General features: G+C 53.9%; 12 protein-coding genes and 1 tRNA gene. 4 read left to right on the top strand and 9 right to left on the bottom strand.

The annotated features are described in order from the left end of the window. Positions 1 to 22: 22 nt before the first annotated feature. The gene (kduI, locus tag DL346_RS06180) at positions 23 to 856 is read right to left on the bottom strand and encodes a 5-dehydro-4-deoxy-D-glucuronate isomerase (RefSeq protein WP_112881156.1); all 834 of its coding nucleotides are present in this window, start codon (positions 854 to 856) and stop codon (positions 23 to 25) included. 236 nt (positions 857 to 1092) lie between these two features. Here kduI and DL346_RS06175 point away from each other — a divergent pair, with 236 nt between their 5' ends. The 3 genes from DL346_RS06175 (at position 1093) to DL346_RS06165 (ending at position 4908) form a co-directional block, all read left to right on the top strand. Beyond that, the gene (locus DL346_RS06175) at positions 1093 to 2928 is read left to right on the top strand and encodes a DEAD/DEAH box helicase (protein WP_112881155.1); all 1836 of its coding nucleotides are present in this window, start codon (positions 1093 to 1095) and stop codon (positions 2926 to 2928) included. Further along, positions 2925 to 3863 (top strand): YqhG family protein, encoded by a 939-nt coding sequence (locus tag DL346_RS06170; RefSeq protein WP_112881154.1) that lies wholly within the window; start codon positions 2925 to 2927, stop codon positions 3861 to 3863. Before DL346_RS06175 ends, DL346_RS06170 begins: the two co-directional genes overlap by 4 nt. A gap of 142 nt (positions 3864 to 4005) precedes the next feature. Then, positions 4006 to 4908, top strand: coding sequence for a hypothetical protein (locus DL346_RS06165; protein WP_112881153.1), 903 nt, complete (start codon positions 4006 to 4008; stop codon positions 4906 to 4908). Between the two features lie 6 nt (positions 4909 to 4914). Here the strand turns inward: DL346_RS06165 and DL346_RS06160 are convergent, their stop codons facing one another. Beyond that, complete coding sequence (locus DL346_RS06160; protein ID WP_165822390.1) at positions 4915 to 5115, bottom strand: YqzE family protein; 201 nt, start codon at positions 5113 to 5115, stop codon at positions 4915 to 4917. 131 nt (positions 5116 to 5246) lie between these two features. Between DL346_RS06160 and DL346_RS06155 the strand changes: the two genes are divergently transcribed. Further along, on the top strand, positions 5247 to 6005 hold the full coding sequence (locus DL346_RS06155; protein WP_240633045.1) for an N-acetylmuramoyl-L-alanine amidase family protein: 759 nt from the start codon (positions 5247 to 5249) through the stop codon (positions 6003 to 6005). On the opposite strand, the gene DL346_RS06150 is transcribed toward DL346_RS06155, so the two are convergent. The 7 genes from DL346_RS06150 to DL346_RS06120 all read right to left on the bottom strand — a co-directional run bounded on the left by DL346_RS06150 (position 5973) and on the right by DL346_RS06120 (position 14192). Continuing rightward, entirely contained in the window at positions 5973 to 6791 is an 819-nt protein-coding gene (locus DL346_RS06150) for a divergent polysaccharide deacetylase family protein (protein WP_112881151.1), read from the bottom strand. The genes DL346_RS06155 and DL346_RS06150 overlap by 33 nt on opposite strands. Positions 6792 to 6937: 146 nt before the next feature. Then, positions 6938 to 7024, bottom strand: a tRNA-Leu gene (locus DL346_RS06145). A gap of 85 nt (positions 7025 to 7109) precedes the next feature. After that, entirely contained in the window at positions 7110 to 8144 is a 1035-nt protein-coding gene (locus tag DL346_RS06140; protein ID WP_112881150.1) for a glycoside hydrolase family 18 protein, read from the bottom strand. Positions 8145 to 8177: 33 nt separating this feature from the next. Beyond that, positions 8178 to 10781, bottom strand: a complete 2604-nt coding sequence (locus tag DL346_RS06135; protein WP_112881149.1) for a transglutaminase domain-containing protein — start codon at positions 10779 to 10781, stop codon at positions 8178 to 8180. Between the two features lie 9 nt (positions 10782 to 10790). After that, on the bottom strand, positions 10791 to 11816 hold the full coding sequence (locus DL346_RS06130) for a carbohydrate-binding family 9-like protein (protein ID WP_112881148.1): 1026 nt from the start codon (positions 11814 to 11816) through the stop codon (positions 10791 to 10793). 192 nt (positions 11817 to 12008) lie between these two features. Then, positions 12009 to 13163 carry a GntR family transcriptional regulator gene (locus tag DL346_RS06125; protein WP_112881147.1) on the bottom strand — a complete coding sequence of 385 codons (1155 nt, stop codon included), beginning with the start codon at positions 13161 to 13163 and terminating at the stop codon, positions 12009 to 12011. A gap of 78 nt (positions 13164 to 13241) precedes the next feature. Beyond that, complete coding sequence (locus tag DL346_RS06120; protein WP_112881146.1) at positions 13242 to 14192, bottom strand: carbohydrate ABC transporter permease; 951 nt, start codon at positions 14190 to 14192, stop codon at positions 13242 to 13244. Between the last annotated feature and the right edge of the window lie 6 nt (positions 14193 to 14198).

Here is a 14198-nt window from a genome sequence, read left to right as displayed (position 1 = left end):
GCTTTCTTGCATACTCAACATTCTATTTAAGGTCGCTCATTGCGACCGCATCCATATCCTCGAAGGTTTGGTTCTCTCCGGCCATTCCCCAAATGAACGTATAGCTGCTCGTGCCGACGCCGCTGTGAATCGACCAGCTTGGCGAGATAACGGCCTGCTCGTTGCGCACGACAACATGACGCGTTTCCGACGGCTCGCCCATGAGATGAAAGACAACGCCGTTATCCGGCATATCGAAGTAGAAGTAAACCTCCGAGCGGCGGTTATGCGTATGGCAAGGCATCGTATTCCACATGCTGCCGGTCTTCAGCAGCGTCATGCCCATAACCAGCTGGCAGCTTTGAATGCCGCCCGTGTGGATATATCGGTAGATCGTACGTTCATTGGAATTTTCCCGGCTTCCCAAATGCACGGGGGATGCTTCGCTGATTGCAGCCTTTAGGGTCGGATACGTCTGGTGCGCCGGAGCCGAGTTCAAATAAAATTTAGCCGGCTGATCCGCAAGCTCGCTCGCGAAGATAACTTCCTTGGCACCGCGGCCGATATACAGACAGTCCTTGCTATCCATCGCGTACACGTCTCCATCAACGGTGACGGTCCCTCTGCCGCCGACGTTGATGACGCCGATCTCGCGGCGCTCCAGAAACGTTGCCGCCCCGATCGTAGCCGGATCGGCCTCCAGCTTCACCGGAACGGTCGCCGGTACCGCGCCTCCGATAATGAAGCGGTCGACATGCGAATAGCTGAGCACTAGCTTGTCGGCTGCAAACAGCTGTTCAATCAGAAACTCGTCACGTAAACGTTCAGTGCCATAGCCTTTCACTTCGCGGGGATGGGAGGCATAACGGATTTCCATTTCATCGATCTCCTTTTATGTTCATATAAGTTCATTTTCTTTCATTTAGGTTCATATTAAAGCAAATTCCGGAAGAAGACAATAGCAAAAATAAAAAGGTTGCCGCCCTTTTTCAGCCGAATCTTATGAAAAGCATGGAGCAAGGCCATACTAGTACATACGAAGGATGACCACATGCCATGCAAGTCCGGAAGCGATGCATTCCAACCGGTCAAAGAAAGGGGTTTCTTACCGCTATGCAATCAAACTATGAATCCGCAAAAGAAGAACATCTTGCAAGCCCCGCACCGAGCCCGGGCGCTAACGCGAAGCGCAAGCTTCACCCAAGCGTAGATTTGCAATTTGACCGCACCTGGCTTCATCAGCTGCAGGATCGCGTCGACCGCAACGGTCCATGGGATGACTGGACGATGTACCAATTGGCGATTGAAGCCGAGCAGTCGAAGCTGGTCGAGAGCTTCGATGATTTGCAATGTCTGCGGAGCCTGCCCTCCTTCGAACCGATGCCTCATCAGATCAGCACGGCACGCAGGGTGCTGCATGAGATGAGCGGACGCGCCATCCTTGCGGACGAGGTCGGTCTCGGCAAAACGATCGAAGCCGGACTTGTTCTCAAAGAATATATGGTTCGAGGCCTCGTAAAGCGGGCGCTTATACTTGTCCCGGCCTCGCTTGTTCTGCAGTGGGTACGCGAGTTGAACGGCAAGTTCGGGATCTCTGCCGTCGCGCAGAAGAAGGAACACTCCTGGGCTTGCGACGTTGTAGTCGCTTCGATGGATACGGCCAAGCGAGACCCGCACCGCGAGAAGCTGCTAAACCAAGACTACGATATGCTTATCATCGACGAAGCGCATAAGCTGAAGAACAAGAAGACGACCAACTACCAATTCGTCAATCAGCTCCGCAAAAAGTACTGCCTGCTGCTCACGGCGACGCCAGTACAGAATGATTTGGACGAGCTATATAACCTTATTACGCTGCTCAAGCCCGGTCAGCTTGGCGGCCAAAGCGAGTTCGCCGCCAACTTCGTCGTGGACAAGCGTTTGCCAAAGAACGAGGATCAGCTTCAAGAAGCGCTCTCCTCCGTCATGATACGCAATCGCCGTGGCGACGGCGGCATTCAGTTTACGAAGCGGATCGTAAAGAATATCCCGCTGTCGCTATCCGCGGAAGAGCAAGCGCTTTACGAAGCGGTCACCAAATTCGTCCGCGACCGGGTCGACGAAAGCCAAGGCGATTGGTCGAGCCTGCTTTCGCTCGTTACCTTGCAGCGTGAAGTTTGCAGCAGCCGCGATGCCGTGTTCCTGACGCTCGTCAACATGTTCAAGAAAACGACGGAGGATTCCCCGCTGCGGCCGAAAATTTGGGAGCTCGTCGAGGTGATCCGCGGCATAACGGCCAACACGAAAGCGGAGAAAACGATGGAGCTCGTCCGCGGGATGAACGATAAAGTCATCATTTTCACGGAATACCGGGCGACGCAGGAATATTTGCTCCAATATTTCCGCAACCACAATATGGTCGCCGTTCCATACCGCGGCGGCATGAACCGCGGGAAAAAGGATTGGATGATGGACCTGTTCCGCGGGCGCGCCCAGGTGCTTATTGCAACCGAGGCGGGCGGCGAAGGGATCAATCTGCAGTTCTGCCACCATATGATCAACTTCGACCTGCCATGGAATCCGATGCGGGTCGAGCAGCGGATCGGCCGTGTCCACAGGCTCGGCCAAACAAACGACGTACACATCTACAACCTGTGCACGGTCGGCACGATCGAGGAGCATATCGTCAACCTGCTGCATGAGAAAATCAATCTGTTCGAGCTTGTCATCGGCGAGCTGGATCATATTTTGGAACGGTTCGAGACGAAGAACGAATCGCTTGAGCAGCGGCTTGCCCGGATGATGCTGGAATCCGGCGGCAATCAAGAGCAGCTTCGCATGCAAATCGATGACCTAGGCAATTCGCTCAGCCGCATCCGCGACGAGGTCGAGCTGGAAGAGCCTCTCGATATGAGCGCAATTAATTCGGTGATGAATGCCGTCGGACAAACGATCGAGGTGAGACCATGAACGAGCGCCAAATTCACAAATTCGTTCAACGCTACTTAGAAACGACTGCCTGTCAGATTATCGAGAAGTCGCCGGCGCATTTTCAGGTGAAGCTGTCTCCGCGCGCCGACCGGGATTTGACTAACAGGCCCTACTATTGGAGCTTCGTCGACCGGACGGGTGCGGACCCGGAGACGATGACGATGCTGTTCGTCACCGATAAACAGAAATATGACCAAACGCAGGCGGCTGAGGAGACAAAGCCTGCGGGCGGGCCGGTGAGCGCGGCGGATGCTGCGCTTGGCCGCTCCTTCGGCTATATTAACGGTACGGCGCTTAACACGAACATCCGCGTTCCGCGTGAGGATCTCTATTTCGGATCGCGGCGTTTGAACCAGCTGTTCGAATCTGCGCGCAGCGGCGGCAATTATTTGTGCTTGTTCCAAGAGCCCGATAAGCGAAGCGCCCACCCGCTTCACTCGACCGCGTACAGCGCATGGCTTGGGGTTAACTTGAAGGTGGAGTTTGCTTGCGACATGAAACGGGAAGAGATTCATTCGTTCGGCGTCTCGCTCGCGACAGGCCAATGCGTCGAGCAATTCCACAACCGTCTGCTCCAGCACCGGATGACGCCGAAGCTGCCGCCTAACGTGCACACGGCCAAGAACGCGCTCACTTTAAACAAAGCCGCAGCGATTGCCGAACAAACGCTCGAACGGAAGCTGCGTACCTATGATTATTCCTGGGCGCAAGCCGCTGCCGAGCGGCTAAATGAGGAGCTCGCCACCATAGGGCATTATTACGAGCCTCTTCTGGAATCAGCCGATGATGAGAACAAGCCGCTCATTGCGGAGCAGTTCGAGCGCAGGCAAGAAGAGATTCGTTGGCAATATGAGCCTCGGGTCACAGCTTCCGCCATTAATTGCGGTATCTTCTATTTGCAGGGCATCGGCTAACAGAATCTCCGTTATTCCGTCAAAAATAGAACGGGGCTTGTCCTTTCCGCGTGACACGTTCCTACATCCTTTTCGACTCCGGTTAAGGTACAATGACGGAGCGGAAGCAGAAAATCTACAGAAAGCAGCAGGTGATGCAGAAATGCGCAGATGGATATCGCTTTTTGCCTTTGTCATCGCCACATTTCTCTTGGCACATACAAATGCCGTTTCAGCCGCAGCAGTCACCTATTCGCTTGCACCGAAGGAGCATGCGTCCAAGCTTGAAAAGCAGGTAGAAGCTTGGGCAGAGACGCTGTCGGCACAGCCGCAGTTTAAATCCTGGAAGAAAGCAACCGCTTCGATCGTACCGCTTGGTCCCGGAACGCACAGCTGGCTGGTTACGTTCCGGCTGGAGCGTCAGCCTGTCGGCTACATGATCGTCCATGCTACGGCCGAAGGCGGCTATATGCTCGGGGAATACGGTGCAGGCTCCCATCCCGCCTTCGATCCGAATACGCTCTACAGCTCCATGGTTCGTCAAGGCTTATTTACCTCTTTTGCAGAAGCCATCAAAAAACCGCTCCATCTGGAGCGGCTCTACATTTCCCCCGTGCTCGCCGTTTGGAAATACAAATCGGCTGGCGGAGAAACCTATTATTTAGATGCTTGGACGGGCGAGGCGCTGCCGATTTCCGACCGGCTCTGGAATGAACAGGTCAGCGCGCTTGCTGCCGCGCCGATTTCCGGATTGTCGAATGTATCTGTCGTTTCGAAGCTTTCGGCAGCGAAAGCGAACAAAGCGTTCGATCCGTATGAACGCCTCCCTTGGCTCACGAAATCGCCATTATCCAAGGAGCAGATCAATCGGCTTCCGGAGCTGCTCGACCATTTCAATCAAATCCGCTTCACTGCAGAGCTGTTTCGGGACACGGTCCTCTTCGTTTTTCCGGCTATCGGTTATCACCGCTGGGACGAGAAAAGCATTTTCGTTGCCTTCGATTCGTTAGGTGCCCGTTACATCCAAATGGAGACGTTGAAGCAGGAAGGCCGGTTTTATAACTAATTTCGTTTAGCTGTCACCGCGAGGTCTTGACCGCATAAGCTGCATAATTCCTAATCCGCCCATGCCAAACCAGCGCGTCAGCCATGGCTCCTTCGCTGCTTTGGCTTTTTTGCGGTTTTCTTTGCGCTCCGCTTGAGGCCTTTCGATGATTTCGATCATTTTGCCCGTCATGAACTTAATGTAATCTTCCGGTTTCTCAACTGCCATGTCCGTCATCTCCTTATGTTCTCCTGATATCTACAGTGTCTCCGCGATTCATTTCTTTCAAACATGAATGAGTTTCCTTGGACTGTGCCACGCTAACGTTAGCCAATTTGGAATTGGAGGTATGGTCCAACATGCTTTATCCTTGCTTCGCGAAACGAACGCTGAGCCGGTCGTTTCTTTTCTTTTGTTTAATCGCAATTTTTGCGTACATGCTTCCGATCGAACCGTCATTGGCCGCCTATCCGCTCGATACGCCTGCAGACGCCGATACGCAAGCCAAACTGCCGCCGGACTACCAGCGCGCGCTCCCATCCGCTGAAGTGCTGATTGACGTCGGACACGGCGGCATTGACGGAGGAGCGCATCATGAGGATGTACTGGAGAAGGATATTAATTTAGCCGTAGCCAAAAAGCTCTATTTGCTTCTGAGCGCCAGCGGCATCCGCGTCATCCTGAATCGAGACGGCGATTACGCGCTAAGCGACGATAACCGCTGGAACCCGGCCGGCTCTCGCCATCGCCGCGACTTATCGCAGCGGAGCCAGCTGACGAAGGAGATCCAGACTAAGATTCTGGTCAGCATCCACGTCAACTGGGCTCCCGACCGAACCGAGCATGGTCCGCTCGTGCTTCATCAAAACGAGGGAGAAAGCGCCTTGCTCGCCTTTTGCATCCAAGATGCATTAAACCGCAAGCATAATACGCGCTATCTCCCTCGTGTCGGTGCTCCGTTCTATTTGCTCAAGGTGGTGAAGCAGCCTGCCGTTATCGTGGAAATGGGCTTTATCAGTCACGAAGGCGACCGCCAAATGCTGACGGATCCTCGGCAACAGCTTCAGCTGGCCGAAGCGATTTCATCAGGGGTGCGGAATTATATCCTTTTCCGCTGATGGCAGCACCATTTCCGAAAGCTTTACAAAGCTGGTCGTAGCCTGCAGCCGCGGGATCGCATCCTTTAGTACCGCGGCTGTCAGCTTGCCTGGCGGTCCGACGTGGCCGATGATGACACAGCTATCGTTATCCTCTAAATATTTTCGCATCACGCCAACTTGTTTGGAGATGTGTTTCGTCGTATAGACGTCATCCAGGAAGACTTGATTCGAGAGCAGCGGTACCCCCAGCTCCTTCGTCACCTTCGGGAGAACAGTCCTATACGACGTCCGGCTGTCCAGGAAGAACATACCATGCTCCTTAACGACCGACAGCACAGCCCGCATGACACGCTCGTCCGATGTCGCCTTGGACCCCATATGATTGTTCATGCCGACGGCATGAGGCACATCCGCAATCGCGGCCTCCACCCGTTTGCGGATTTCATCATCGCTCATGCTTGTTGTAATGGCGCCAGGGCCAAGCCACTCCGGCTTTCCTTTCACGGGCTCCATCGGCATATGAACGATTACGTCGTCCCCGCGCTTGAATGCCAGCTCGGCATCTTGCTTGGTCGTCGGCATGAACGGCATCACCGCCACCGTAAAGCGGACAGGCAGCTCCATCATCTCCGGAGTTCCCGTCATTCCGTTGCCGAAATCGTCAATAACGATCGCCACCTGGCGATGCCCCTGTATTTCTTGACCCTTCGACGAGGCCGCTGCCGGTCCTCCCTGTGTAGAAAACAGGATGGCAGCCATAAGACTGCATGCCAAACCAGCGACTTTCCACTTATGCTGCATCATCAATCCATTCTCCTTCATCACATCAATCCATACGTACTCATTGTTTGTGAATAAAGGAAAAATTATGTACTTCTTAACGGGACATGCCATTCTATGAAAATAAAAATAACCCCTCGAATTTCTTCGAGGGGTTTCGCTTGTATGATTGGTGCGGTCGAGAGGACTCGAACCTCCACGGCTGTTACACCACTAGAACCTGAATCTAGCGCGTCTGCCAATTCCGCCACGACCGCATCTGGCAGTTGCCTCTCCGAAGTGAAGCGGCGAGAATTAATATACCATGACAACTGCGCTTAAGTCAACTACTTTTGCATTTTTTTATTTATGAAGTCCGCGGTGCATCGCATCCAACAATCGATAGGTCGTATCGCATTTATATTCCCAGAACATGATTCCCGCAAGGCCTTCACGCTGTACAAATTCCGCTTTATGCCGGAGCGACTCTTCGTCCTCATAAGTTATGAAGCTTTCGCCGTTGAACAGAAAAGGCGCCTTGGCTTCATCGTCCCAATAGCGCGTAAAGCCGTTCTTGTCGATATACGCCTCCGCCAGCTTGGTGAATTCCGGTCCGTACCCGCCAGACGTACCGGTCATTTGATGCAAGCCGTTATTGACATTCGGCACGCTCTTCCACATCCGGGAATAGAAAGCTGCTCCAATGACGAGCTTCTCCTTCGGTACGCCGGCGTTCACAAACATGCGGACCGAGGCGTCCACGCTGATGCGGAACAGATCGCCGGTCGAAGCATGCAAATTCGTATGATGGCCGGTCAAGGTTTGGAAGCCCCCGCGCATATCGTACGTCATCAATTGAATGAAGTCCAAATAACGCTGAACCTGATCCATTTCTGTTCCATCGATGTAGTACTGGTCCGCGCCGGCAGCTATCGTGAGCAAATAATGACGCCCCGTTTCCTCGCCTAAGCGGTCGAACGCTTCCCGGAGCTCCTGAAGCAGCAGCGTGAAATTCGTTTTATCGTTCGGACTTGAAGCAATCCCGGCTACGCCATAGCAAGGATATTCCCAATCCAAGTCGATGCCGTCAATCGGGTATCGGCGCAAAATCTCAATTGCCGTCACCGCCATCCGTTTGCGGCCTTCCGCAGTGGATGCAGCCTCGGAGAACCCGCCCGCGCTCCATCCTCCAACGGACAGCAATACGACTAAATCGGGATTGTATCGTTTTAGCGTATTCAAACTTTCGAGGTGCTTCAGGTGACGGATGCTGATCCCGTCATCGACGACATGGCCGAACGCCACGTTCAAGTGAGTGAGCTTCAGCGCATCTTCTTCTCTTACCTTCGGAAGCCAAGAGTCTCCTACATAGCCTGCTGTTATATAGTTCGGTTTCATTCGATTCTCCTCCATGTTTGCATATTCGACCGGCTATCGGCTTTGCAGCCGAATCACTGCCTGCACGAGCTCCCGGCCGACTCCGAGCTTATAGCCGGACGACTGATAACGAATACGGCCCTGTTCATCGATAACAATGACAAAAGGCATACCTGCCAAATCGCCTCCGAATGGCTGAGCCGCCTGCTTCAAAACATGCCATTCGCTGTCGCGTACTAGGATCGTGCCTTGCGGCAGCCTTCCCGCCGCTTCCTCTTCGCCGATCGCTACCATAATCGGCAATCCAAGCCTACTTATTTCCGCTTCCAGCTCGCCGAGCTCGCGAAGAAGATGCTTCGAAGGCTCACGTTCCGGCTCGATCCACGCAGCCGCTGTAATCCTTCCCTGCATCAGATCTCCCAGCGAGAAGATGCTGCCGTCCTGCCGTGCGAATGTCCAACTGCTGTCGGCTTCTGCGAGCAGCGGCAGCTCTGCGGCCATCGGGCTGCGGAAGGATAGAACAAGCTCTGTTAAACGGTTCGCTTGGATGTTGAAATACGTGAACCGTACAAGGACTGAGCCATCCTGCAGCCGTGTTCCGGCCGTCATGCGGTAGGAGCCTGGCTCAAGCTCATACGTGAGATCATGCACCTCGGTCTGGCCATGCGGGTAATGCAGCGTTTGATAGCTTCCTTCCGCCAGCTTCGCCAGCGTGAAATTGCGGTAATAAGCTGACGCAGCTTGATCTGCCGGAGCCGCCGGATCAGGCAGCAGCTTCAACTGGCCTGTTACCGTTTGTTTGGCGATTGGCAGGCCGTCATTAATCTGCGCATCCAGCCAGTCGCCTTGAGCGTTCCGGTATTGCGGCTTACGTTCGCTAGGGTGCAAGCGGGCTGCAATGCCGAAGCTCCGGCAGCCGGCGACGAATAGAATGTCGCGGGATAGCCGATCCCCTTTCAGAAGCTTGATGCTGCCTGCCGGCGCAGCCATGCCTTCGTAATGCGCCAATTCCGGCACGACCTCGAAATTCGCCGTTAGCCAGCCCGCCCATTCGGCGGGATCGTTGCGGAACTCATCAATCGCTTCGGGACTCACGGCTTCGCGCAAAGTCGATCGATAAGGCGTGATCATTTCAAACAGCACGCGCGGGCAAAGCACGTACCGGGTGAATGTCTCCGTATCGCAGCTGTGCGCATACATCATCGGGCCGATTAAATGATCATCCAAGGAGCGCCTGAAGGTGTCGGTCAAATCTTTCTTATTCAAGCTTTCGAGCAGCCTCAGCGGCCATTCCCCATATTCGGGCGTCCGCTCTTCCAGGAAAGCTGCGATTTCTCCGCTGTTTCCCCGCGCAATGCGCAGCATTTCCCATACGCGGTCCGCAGGCAGACCAAGCTTCGCGGCCAGCTCGCCGGCCTGCGACTCCGTATGAAACGTCTCTTCGAAGCGCTGGCGAATCGCCGCCCCCTCGCGCATACGCGCTTGATGCCGCAGCGCCTCTTCTGCAGTTACAGAAACGGCATTGTCGACCGGCAGCTCCGGAGGCGGCACCATGTCAAATTCATAGACCCCATCCGGCTGCTCATGCCGGTCGACGACAATCTCGGCCGCATCAAGCTGCCGAACGGATGCGCTTAACTTGAGCTCGCCCCATGCCCCCCGGTTCACGGCACGCACAAGCAAGTCGCCGTATCCGGTCGTGAACCGGACTTCGCCTCGCTCATTCGTCTTCATCTTCGCGATCGGGGAAAATTCGGCGAAGTTATAGACCTGGAACGATACCGCAGCACTAGGAATCGGCTCGCCGTCCGCATCCACGACGCGGACCGTTATGGTGCGGCTCGGCGCATACCCGTCCAACAAATTGATTTCCGTATACCACTCATGTGCCAATGTGACCGGCTCCGGACCCGGATAATTTGCCGAGACGCGCGTATTGACCAGCATCGCCCGCTTTGCCGGCGCGCTGAACCAGCCCTGATTCAGAGCCGGCTCCGGTTCGCAGGCTCCAATGAAGTGCCACTTGCCGTTCGCCCAAGCCTCCACCCAGGCATGGTTGGAGTCGCTGTGAGCCCAGCGAGGGGTATAGCATTGCCGGGCAGGGATGCAAAGGCTGCGCAGCGCGGCAACGGCTAGCGTCGATTCTTCGCCGCAGCGTCCAAGCGTTGCTCGAATCAAGGTCAAAGGCGAAACGGTTCGCGGATCGTTGCCGACATAAGTCGCTTTCTCATAACACCAATGATTCGTCTCCAGAATCGCCTCTTCCATCGACAGCCGTTCCACCCGATCCTTCAGTTCCCGGTACAAGATCCCTCGGCTGTCTTCAATATTTTCGTTATTAACCCGGTAAGGCAGAACGAAATGCAGGAAAAGATGGTCGGGAACCAGCTTTCCCCACGGCAGCTTCGCGCGGCTCTCCAGCGATTGACGGACATGGCTTAGAAACAGGCTCCCGTCATAATCAGCCAAGTCGTGGAGCGGCATATATGCGTAAAGAAATTTGAGCGCCCACCGTTCTTCCTCGCTGAGCGGTTCGCCGAACACGCCGAACAAAGAAGCATCCCGAGCAGCCGCGAGCTTCCGTTTCTCCTCGAATTTGCGCTCGATCAATGCCTGCGTTTCCCTATCCAACGAAAAAACCGCGTTCTTCGTCTCCATCGCTATGCACTACTCCTTCCATAGTAAGCCGTCTTCGCGTATGTAATAGGTGCCATCGCCCGCCGCCGAAGGAGCGGATATCTGAAATAGTCGGCCTGTCGTTTGAATGTGCGGCTCGATCGTCCAACGGTCCTCCCCCATTAACGAAGCGGCATCCGCGCTGAACCGACCGAATTGAACAAAATAATTCCGCTGGCGGTAATACAACCGGCGCAAATCCCATTTCACGAGTTCATCGGCAGGCAGCGCGAAGGATTCCGTGTCTTCCCCGCCGCCAAACACGACGTAGCCCCACAATTCCGGATAATGCATGTTGACCAGGCCCATCGGAGACCACACCCAGTTATCTTCCGGATAAGGCTTACCCGTATCGGGGTTAATCACCTTCTCGTATCGTCCGTTCCGAACTTCCGCCCGCCACTCGACGCGAGAGAAATTGACGCGCCAAAACTGGCCGGATCGGGGCCGCTTGCCTCCTCCGGCGCATTCCATCAAGCTCTTCCATGGCATGGCCGCCTCAACGCTCCAGCTTCGGTTAGCAGCCTGCGGATTATTCAGCTCGCCTTCGATATGCACCGCCGTCCTCAGTCCGGCGATATCCCATGCGTCGACAGGCGGCCCTCCGTCCCGATACGGCTTCACAAGCAGCAAGTCCCAAACCGTATTCAGCGCGTTGATCTCAAACTCGTAATACCGGTGCGAATCGCCGTCCGGATCGATGAATATTTCGAAATCGTTATCATAGAAGATGACAGAATCGCGCTCCGTCAGCGTTGCCCAAATCTGATCCTCCATCAGCTCCGCGCCGAAATAGAAATACTCGTCATCCCACAGCATCTTGACCCGCGTCCGCTTGCCCGGCTTCGGCTTCAGGTCGCCTTCAATGTCAACGAATTCATCCGTCCATGGCGCATTCGCCCAAAACGGCTTATCCAATCTGCCGTCCAATTCAAGCGGCTCGGAAGCCCGGCGGCATATGTAATGCTTCGGCGCATAGGTCAGCACGTTCGGCTCGGCAACTCCACTGTAGTTCATTTCCGTCTCCTCCGATGTTATTGATATATCTTATAAACGAAAATTATACCTGTTTCTCCTATATTATACTGGCAATCTTTCAATTGTGTAAACATAAGATATACCAATTATCATTGAAATAACCGAATAAAATATATCAATAAAAAAGCCTCCCCGCGAGTCTCCTATTAGACTCACAAGAAGGCAGTATGACTAGCTTAACTCACTTAGATCGTGCAGTTCCGGTCCTGGACCAACCGAATGTCTTGAAATCCACTTTACCGGTATGACGGCCCGCTCGAGTTGAAGCGTTCCATTCTCCAATTGATCGACAACCATCATAGCCGAGCGACGGCCGATCTCTTCGTAGTTCTGTTCCAGCGTCGAAAGCGGGATATCGGCTTGCAGGCTAAGATCGTTATTATCGAAGCCGATGATCGACAGCTCCTCCGGAATCCGGATGCCTAGATCAAGAGCCGCTTTCACGCAATCAAACGCGACCATATCGTGCTCGGCCTGAATGGCGGTCACGCGAAGCTCCTGCAGCCTGCCGAGCAGCTTTTTATAGAACTCCCGGCGTACCGGTGCGGCACCTTCCGCTTCACGCGGCAAATCGCTGAAAAACAAATCGATATCGAGCGGAATCCCATTGTCGCTCAACGCTTTGCTATAGCCGAAGAAACGGTCGCGCACCGTGCTCCGGTACTGGATCCCGACTGTAGAAATGAAGGCGATACGGGTATGGCCGAGCTCGATCAGCTTGGAAGCAGCCATGTACCCGCCTTCAAAGTTATCGGAGACGGCGCTCCCCATCGATAGCAGATTATAATATTGATCCAAGGTTACGATCGGATATTCGTTGACATGGAGCGCATGGACCACATCCAAATTATGCTGCGTGCTTACCGGGTAAAGGATGATGCCGGACGTCCCCCGTTTGGGCAGCGATATAAGCAGCTCTCTTTCTCTCTCAATGCTCCAATCGCTGTTATGGATGCTTAGGTAGTAGCCCTTGGACTCCACGTACTTGGCCACGCCTTGCATATGTTCCAATGAATTGTTAGGTGATACGAAAGGAAGAATCATCGAGATGATTCGGCTGGATGCAGGCACAGTCCGCACCTCGATTGCCGTCTTAGCCTCATCCCGCTTCTTGACGAAGCTGCCGCTTCCCCTTCGTCGGTAAATCAGACCTTCTCGTTCCAGTTCAATCAATGCGCGTTTGGACGTGATACGGCTGACGCCGAACTGCTCCGCGAGCTCAAGTTCCGTCGGGAGCTGCTGACCGGTAACATATTCCCCTTGGGAGATGCGCTCGCGCAAAATCCCGAGTATTTGACTATATAACGGTTTATTATCGTTCAGCACAATATTCACACCTCAGCCTATGAGTTCTTTTTCTCAGTATAGCTATTTTTAGCTAAGATACCAACATATTTAGCAAAATTAACCCGTGATTCCAGTACGCTCCACACTTTCCACGAAGTATCGCTGCACGAACAGATACATGACAAGGAGCGGGGCAATCGTCAACAGGACACCGGTGTTAAGCAGCATCGACGTATATACCGGATCCGGCTCCTTCAGTCCGACTCCCATATCCATCAAGCTTGTGGACAGCACCTTAACTTGCTTCAGGAACAGGCTGACATAATAGCTGTCATTCCACTGCCATACGAACGAGAACAGCAAGACGGTAATGATGGCCGGCACGGCGTTTGGCAGCATGATACGGAAGAATGTGCGCAGTACGCCTGCCCCGTCAACGAGCGCAGCCTCTTCGACCTCTTTGGGGATGCCTCTGAAAAACTGTCTGAAAATATAAATATATAAACCGTTCTTCAGTCCCATCGCCGTCCCTGCCGAAATGATGAACGGCCAGAATGTGTCGATCAAGTTCAGTCCCTTCTTGCCCGTAAACAGCTGAATAAGGCCGAACAGATCAAAGTAACGGTAGGTCAAGTAGAGCGGAATCATAATGGTTTGCGGCGGCACGACGATCGTGAAAATAACGAGGATGAACAGAATCCCGCTTCCCTTGAACCGAAGCCGCGCGAACGCGTAGGCAGCCAGCGTGCAGGATGCCATCTGTATGATCGTGGTGCTCGAAGAAATATAGACCGTATGCAGGAACGCCGTGAAATAATTCGACGCTTCCATCGCGATTTTGAAATTTTCGAGCGTAAAATGTCTCGGAATCCAAAGCACGGTCGGATCGTAGATATCTACCTTGCTTCGGAACGCGATGGAAATGCGCAAGAATAACGGAAACAAAATCACAAAGCAGAAACCAAGGACCAGCACCGTACGAATGACCGTCCAAACCAGCCCCTTCGTCCGGTCGACCGGATTATAGCGCCGTACGAACAGATCGGCATATGCAGCAGGCGATTTCATGGACGC

The organism is Paenibacillus montanisoli, from assembly GCF_003268025.1.
Lineage (GTDB): Bacteria > Bacillota > Bacilli > Paenibacillales > Paenibacillaceae > Paenibacillus_Z > Paenibacillus_Z montanisoli.
This window is presented reverse-complemented; position numbering and strand designations above follow the sequence as displayed.

Excerpts from the sequence above, each read along its gene's own strand:
- kduI (WP_112881156.1), bottom strand. The coding sequence starts at position 856 with ATGGAAATCCGTTATGCCTCCCATCCCCGCGAAGTGAAAGGCTATGGC.
- DL346_RS06175 (WP_112881155.1), top strand. The coding sequence starts at position 1,093 with ATGCAATCAAACTATGAATCCGCAAAAGAAGAACATCTTGCAAGCCCC.
- DL346_RS06170 (WP_112881154.1), top strand. The coding sequence starts at position 2,925 with ATGAACGAGCGCCAAATTCACAAATTCGTTCAACGCTACTTAGAAACG.
- DL346_RS06165 (WP_112881153.1), top strand. The coding sequence starts at position 4,006 with ATGCGCAGATGGATATCGCTTTTTGCCTTTGTCATCGCCACATTTCTC.
- DL346_RS06160 (WP_165822390.1), bottom strand. The coding sequence starts at position 5,115 with ATGGCAGTTGAGAAACCGGAAGATTACATTAAGTTCATGACGGGCAAA.
- DL346_RS06155 (WP_240633045.1), top strand. The coding sequence starts at position 5,247 with ATGCTTTATCCTTGCTTCGCGAAACGAACGCTGAGCCGGTCGTTTCTT.
- DL346_RS06150 (WP_112881151.1), bottom strand. The coding sequence starts at position 6,791 with ATGATGCAGCATAAGTGGAAAGTCGCTGGTTTGGCATGCAGTCTTATG.
- DL346_RS06140 (WP_112881150.1), bottom strand. The coding sequence starts at position 8,144 with ATGAAACCGAACTATATAACAGCAGGCTATGTAGGAGACTCTTGGCTT.
- DL346_RS06135 (WP_112881149.1), bottom strand. The coding sequence starts at position 10,781 with ATGGAGACGAAGAACGCGGTTTTTTCGTTGGATAGGGAAACGCAGGCA.
- DL346_RS06130 (WP_112881148.1), bottom strand. The coding sequence starts at position 11,816 with ATGAACTACAGTGGAGTTGCCGAGCCGAACGTGCTGACCTATGCGCCG.
- DL346_RS06120 (WP_112881146.1), bottom strand. The coding sequence starts at position 14,192 with ATGAAATCGCCTGCTGCATATGCCGATCTGTTCGTACGGCGCTATAAT.